This window comes from Pseudorhodobacter antarcticus (assembly GCF_900110135.1).
Taxonomy (GTDB): Bacteria; Pseudomonadota; Alphaproteobacteria; order Rhodobacterales; family Rhodobacteraceae; genus Pseudorhodobacter; species Pseudorhodobacter antarcticus.
The window spans coordinates 148,738-154,737 of sequence record NZ_FOCO01000004.1; the positions used below are offsets into that span (position 1 = coordinate 148,738).

General features: G+C 58.4%; 7 protein-coding genes. 3 read left to right on the forward strand and 4 right to left on the reverse strand.

Annotated features, from left to right (window positions below):
• Positions 1-122: 122 nt before the first annotated feature.
• Positions 123-1,604: an AMP nucleosidase gene (locus BMY36_RS03265; protein ID WP_050517960.1), complete on the reverse strand. Its 1,482-nt coding sequence runs from the start codon at positions 1,602-1,604 to the stop codon at positions 123-125.
• A gap of 120 nt (positions 1,605-1,724) precedes the next feature.
• On the opposite strand from BMY36_RS03265, the gene BMY36_RS03270 reads away from it, so the two are divergent.
• Positions 1,725-2,567 carry an SDR family oxidoreductase gene (locus BMY36_RS03270; RefSeq protein WP_050517959.1) on the forward strand — a complete coding sequence of 281 codons (843 nt, stop codon included), beginning with the start codon at positions 1,725-1,727 and terminating at the stop codon, positions 2,565-2,567.
• Between the two features lie 294 nt (positions 2,568-2,861).
• Here BMY36_RS03270 and BMY36_RS03280 read toward each other — a convergent pair whose 3' ends face one another.
• Positions 2,862-3,134, reverse strand: coding sequence for an NfeD family protein (locus tag BMY36_RS03280; protein WP_050517957.1), 273 nt, complete (start codon positions 3,132-3,134; stop codon positions 2,862-2,864).
• Entirely contained in the window at positions 3,131-4,012 is an 882-nt protein-coding gene (locus BMY36_RS03285; protein ID WP_050517956.1) for an SPFH domain-containing protein, read from the reverse strand. The genes BMY36_RS03280 and BMY36_RS03285 overlap by 4 nt, the downstream gene beginning before the upstream one ends.
• Positions 4,013-4,082: 70 nt before the next feature.
• On the opposite strand from BMY36_RS03285, the gene BMY36_RS03290 reads away from it, so the two are divergent.
• Positions 4,083-4,925, forward strand: coding sequence for a ParB/RepB/Spo0J family partition protein (locus tag BMY36_RS03290; RefSeq protein ID WP_074818406.1), 843 nt, complete (start codon positions 4,083-4,085; stop codon positions 4,923-4,925).
• A 7-nt stretch (positions 4,926-4,932) separates the two neighbouring features.
• On the opposite strand, the gene BMY36_RS19390 is transcribed toward BMY36_RS03290, so the two are convergent.
• On the reverse strand, positions 4,933-5,697 hold the full coding sequence (locus BMY36_RS19390; RefSeq protein WP_139193919.1) for a hypothetical protein: 765 nt from the start codon (positions 5,695-5,697) through the stop codon (positions 4,933-4,935).
• Between the two features lie 14 nt (positions 5,698-5,711).
• Between BMY36_RS19390 and BMY36_RS03295 the strand changes: the two genes are divergently transcribed.
• A partial coding sequence (locus BMY36_RS03295; RefSeq protein ID WP_175469239.1) for a transposase occupies positions 5,712-6,000 on the forward strand: 289 nt, incomplete at its 3' end.

Genomic DNA, 6,000 nt, shown 5'->3' on the forward strand with positions numbered 1-6,000 from the left:
CTGTCGTTAAACAAGGCCTTAAGCAGCCCTTTGGGGCAGATGCCCCTGCTACACAGGTTTTTGCCACCTAAATCAAGCCCAAATTCCATAAAACCAACCGATATAGGCAGGTTTGCACCGCTTTACAGGAAGGCCGTTTCCTCAAAACTGCGCAACTTGCGGCTGTGGATGCGTTCCAGCGGCATTTCGCGCAACCGTTCCATCGCGCGAATACCAATCTGCAAATGTCGCGCCACTTGGGTTTTGTAGAAATCAGACGCCATGCCTGGCAGCTTCAACTCCCCATGCAAGGGCTTGTCGGACACACACAGCAGCGTGCCATAAGGCACCCGAAACCGAAAGCCATTGGCGGCAATGGTTGCAGATTCCATATCCAGCGCAATCGCGCGCGATTGTGACAGCCGCTTCACCGGGCCCGATTGGTCGCGCAATTCCCAGTTGCGGTTGTCAATCGTGGCCACCGTGCCGGTCCGCATGATCCGCTTCAAATCGAACCCCTGCAATTGCGTCACATCGGCCACCGCCGCCTCCAGTGCGATCTGAATTTCGGCCAGCGCGGGGATGGGCACCCACACGGGCAGGTCATCATCCAACACATGGTCCTCGCGCAAATACGCATGGGCCAGCACAAAATCCCCCAGGCGCTGGCTGTTGCGCAGGCCCGCGCAATGGCCCACCATCATCCAGGCATGGGGGCGCAGCACGGCAATATGGTCGGTCGCGGTTTTCGCGTTGCTTGGCCCCACCCCGATGTTGACCAAGGTAATCCCCTGCCCATCGGCGCGTTTCAAATGATAGGTTGGCATTTGCGGCAGCTTTAATGGTGCTGCCAGCACGCCGTCCGCATCCGTCAAAACCGCGTTGCCCGTGCCCACAAACGCCGTATATCCGCTGGCGGGGTCTGCCAACATCTGGCGGGCATAGGCCTCAAACTCCTCCACATAAAACTGATAGTTGGTGAACAGCACATGGTTTTGGAAATGTTCGGGGTAGGTGGCGGTGTAATGCGTCAGGCGCGCAAGGCTGTAATCGACGCGCTGCGCGGTAAACGGCGCTAGCGGGAATGACCCATCGGGATGCGCCGTGCGCGTGCCATTCACAATATCATCGTTTGTCGTCGCCAAATCTGGCACGTCAAACACATCGCGCAGCGAAAACTCCAACACGCCCTCTTGCGGGATGGACACACCGGGATTGCCCGCCACGGCAAAATGCACGGGGATTGGCGTGTCGGACGGCCCAATTTGCACCGTGACCCCGTGGTTTTTCATCAACAAATCAATTTGCTGGATCAGGTATTGCCGGAACAGATCGGGCCGGGTGATCGTGGTGGAATAGGTGCCGGGCTGGGCCACATGGCCAAAACTCAATCGGCTGTCGCTTTTGGTATGGCTGGTCGTGGTCAACCGGATTTCGGGGTAAAATGCCCGGATGCGCGTGGCGGGCTTGTCGCCCAACACCGCCGCGCTGAAATGGCGCGCCAAAAATGCCGTGGCCTGCGCATACAGCGCCTCCAACTGGTCCACTGCCGCCTCGGCCGCGGTGAATTGGTCACTGATCGGGTGATCTGGCGTTAAAATAGAGAGGGTTTTATCATCATGCATGGGTCAGGTCTTTTTCTTGTTATGTCTTTGGGGCGCGCTGGCCCGCGTGGCCCTCACCAAGCCCTATCTTTCCCGTAAAATCAAGTTGCACCTCGGGTAAGGGCGCTGGATAACAGGGGCATGAAAACACTCCTCTCCCTTGGTCATGGCTATTCCGCGCAATCTTTGGCCCGCATTTTGCGGCCCCTTGGCTGGCGTATCATCGGCACCACCCGCAGTGCGGCCCGTGCCGATGCCTTGCGCGCAGATGGGGTGGAACCGCTGATCTGGCCGGGCGATGATCTTGGCCCCGCCTTGGCGCAGGCCACGCATCTGCTTGCGTCCATCGCACCCGATGCAGGCGGCGATCCGGTCCTTGCCGCCCACGCCGCCCAAATTGCCGCCGCACCGTTGGAATGGGCGGGGTATCTGTCCACAACGGGCGTTTACGGCGATCATCAAGGCGGATGGGTGGATGAAGAAACCCCCTTAACCGCCGGCACCACCCGCGGCCAACAGCGCATCCATGCCGAACAGCAATGGCGCGCCCTTGGCCTGCCGCTGCATATTTTTCGCCTTGCAGGCATCTATGGCCCCGGTCGTGGCCCCTTCGCCAAGGTCCGCGATGGCACCGCCCGCCGCATCCTCAAACCGAACCAAGTGTTTTCGCGCATCCATGTCGATGATATCGGCCAAACCCTTGCCGCCTCCATCGCAAACCCGAACGCAGGCCGTATCTACAACGTCTGCGACAACGACCCCGCCCCGCCCGAAGATGTGATCGCTCACGCCGCCGCACTTTTGGGCCTGCCCATCCCTGCGGCCGAAAACTGGCAAGACGCGGATATGACGCCCATGGCCCGCAGCTTTTACGCCGAAAGCAAACGGGTGGATAACACCCGCCTCAAAACCGAACTCGGGGTCAGCCTCCTCCACCCCACCTACCGCGCGGGGCTACAAAGCTTGCTTCAAAACGGCGACTGATTTCATCTGGGTAAAAATACCTCGGGGTTGGGGGCAGCGCCCCCACCGACCTTGGTCACAATCCCCCGCGTATCCCTTTCAGGCAATTCGCAGGCCCGCGATCTTCCGCGCTATAGCCGATCTCGCCACAAGTCTCACAGCGAAACTCCCGCAACCCCGAACTGCGCCGTGGGTGGCTTTTCACCCAACGGCACCCCGATGCTCTGTGCAAAACACCCCTGCGGCGCACCACCCAAGCCACCAAAACCACAGCCAACACAGCAACCAAGAAAATAATCGGCATAAGGGGTTTTTTCAGTTGTCGTTAATATCGCGGTCCCAGATTTTCGCTGTCCCCGCCTGTGGCCCCAACATCCGCCGCGTCATAAACCACGCAGCCAGCGACGCCAGCGCAAACACCAGCAGCGTTGCGGGCAATCCCCCCAACACGCCAATCCCCACCAAAACCCCCGTCACCACCGCACCAATCGCAAACCCAAGAAAGACATAGGCCGGCGCGATCACCTCCAACACCCCCATCGCGAACCCAAACACAATCCAGGCCCACCAAATGCCAAACCAACTCATGCCCGGCCCTTCAGCATCTTGAACGCATCGCCAAACGCATCCAACGCCTGCGCAGGCACAATAATCATCTGCTTGCCCGCCCCTTGGCCCACGGCGGTCAACGCCTCCACCTGCTTCAACGCGACTTGGTACTGCGCCGCCTCAATCCCGCTTTCCTTAATGGCAACGGCGATCACCCCGGTGGCATAGGCTTCGGCATCGGCCAACACGCGCCGCGCCTTGGCCTCCTGCTCGGCCGCATACAACTCCGCATCCGCGTTCAGCTCAACCGCCCGCTTCTTGCCCTCGGCCTCGGTCACTTGCGCCCGCCGCGCGCGTTCCGCGTTCAACTGCTGCAACATCGCCGTGCGCGTCGCCTCATCAAGGTTCACGTCCAAAATCTCGGCCCGCGTCACCTCAATCCCCCAGTCATCGACCAACAGCCGCACCTGCTCGCGCACATTCGTGGCCACCTCGGCGCGATTGCTCTGCACTTGGTCCAATTCCATCTTGCCAATCTCGGACCGCACAATTCCCGCCACCGTCGTCGCAATCGCGGCATCCACATCGCGGATCCGGTACACTGTCTTTTCCGGCTCAATAATCCGGTAAAACACGCTCGTCTCCACCTTCACCAACACGTTGTCCGTCGTAATTGCGTCCTGCAACGCGGTCGGCAACTGCCGCTCTAGGATGGAAATCTTATGCGCCACCTTATCCAAAAACGGCACGACAAAGTTAATCCCCGGCCCCAGCACCGCCCGCAACCGCCCAAACCGCTCCACCACATGCTTTTCCGATTGCGGCACAATCCGCACCCCCAGAAAAATACAAACAATGATAAACACCGCGACCGCAATGAACACCGCATTGCCACCAATAAACTGCTCAATATCCATCGCACCCACCTTTAATTCAAACGTTCCCCCATAAATGGCCGCTATCGCCCCCCCATGCAAGGCAATCTAGATGCTCCACCGCCTCCTCATCGACCAAATCGACACAAACGCCCTGCCGCGCGATCGCACCCACCTTGATGCCGCGGCCCTAAACGAACTCCAAACCTCCATCGCTCAAAACGGTCTGCGCATGCCGATTGAGGTGTTTGCCACCACCGGCCCCCGCCCCTACGCCCTCATCTCCGGCCTGCGCCGCCTCACCGCCGTCACCAACATCGCCCAATTGCGCGGCCAGCCCGCCGAAATCGACGCCTTCATCCGCACCCCCAAAACCTTGGCCGAGGCGCTGACCGCGATGGTCGAAGAAAACGACATCCGCCAAAACCTATCCCCTTGGGAGCGTGCGCACATCATCACCACCCTGCGCGACAATGGTGAATTTGAAACCTTGGACGCCGCCACACAGGCCCTCTACCCCCACGCCGACAAATCCCGCCGCCAACGCCTGCGCGCCTGCGCTTTGGTGGTCGAAGACCTCGACGGCCTCCTCACCACGCCCGAAGCATGGTCCGAACGCCAACTCCTGCGGCTCGCCGCCGCTTTACGAGCCGACTTCACCCCCCTCATCATCGCAACCCTACAAGCCAACACAGGCAAATCCCCCGCCGCCCAATGGCACGCCCTTCAACCGATATTCTTGGAACTCGCCCAACCCGAAACCAACCAAAGCACCCCCCAACCCGACACCCCCCAACCCCCCGGCCGCCCCCGCCGAACCTTAGCCCCCCGCCAAGGCCTCCTCATCCGCCGAGAACGCACCCCCACAGGCTGGCTCCTGCGGTTCACAGGGCCAGAGGCAACAGGCATGCTGATGGAAGATGTGATGGACGAGGTGGAGCGGAGGTTTGGGTGAGGGGGGGCTAAGCTGGATGGTCCATATCAAGTACTACGTTGGATTGTTCTGCTCTAAGCCGGACGTACCCACGAAGCATTTTTTCTGTAAATTCGTACCAACCTTGCCTAGTTCCACTTAATATCGAAGCATGTGTTGGCTTTTTTAGGCTGTTTAGCCGTTGATTGAAGCGTGTTCTGTCGAGCGGCTTTTGATCTCGGGCTTTCATTATTCTTTCGTAGGAAGTGAAAATATCCGCGCTGCGGCGCGAAAGCTCATGGCCGTCAGCGGCAGCCCATAAAACGCTTTCATAATCGTCACTATATTTTCGAGTAGCTGCCTCATAAGGACCACGAAGACTGATATCCATCGCGCTTGCTGCATCTGCCATTGCTTCGGAAAAAAGCTCTGCTGTGATAATGCCTTGATTCTTTGCCTCGTACACTCGCCAAAATAGTTTTTCTGAAATGAAGTGTACGTAATGAGGGAAGCCGTCGCTAATTCGCGCTATTCTTATTGTCGTATCTCTATCGTTTCGTATTCCAATCTTCTCTGCCGCACTTGAGACAATTTCAAACCTAGCTTCCCAAGGAAGCTGACCTAAGCCAACAGCGTGAAAGTACCTATCTGCGCTGGCATGTGCGGCCATTATTTTTTCAGTGCTTTCACCAATTCCACAAAAAATGAATCTCGCCGGAACGTGCCGATCAGAAATTTGCTTTACGAAATTCGTGAATAGGACTTGGCTCTGTTGCACAAATCCCATGAGGGATTCATCTTGTGAATCCAGCATGGTAGCTGTGTGGTATGAGTAAACCGACACCCCTCGCCTACAAGACCAGGAACTGGTCCGCCTATAACGAAGCGCTCAAGCGTCGTGGCTCGCTGACGATTTGGTTCGATCCCACCATGGCCTGGGAGGCTGCGCCGACCGGAAAACGTGGCCGACAGCCCGACTACAGTGACGCTGCGATCCAGACATGTCTGACGATGAAAGTACTGTTCGGCATGGCGCTGCGGCAGACGACGGGGTTTGTCGAGAGCCTCCTGCACCTGATCGACTTGGATTGGGCGGTGCCAAACTTCAGCACCCTGA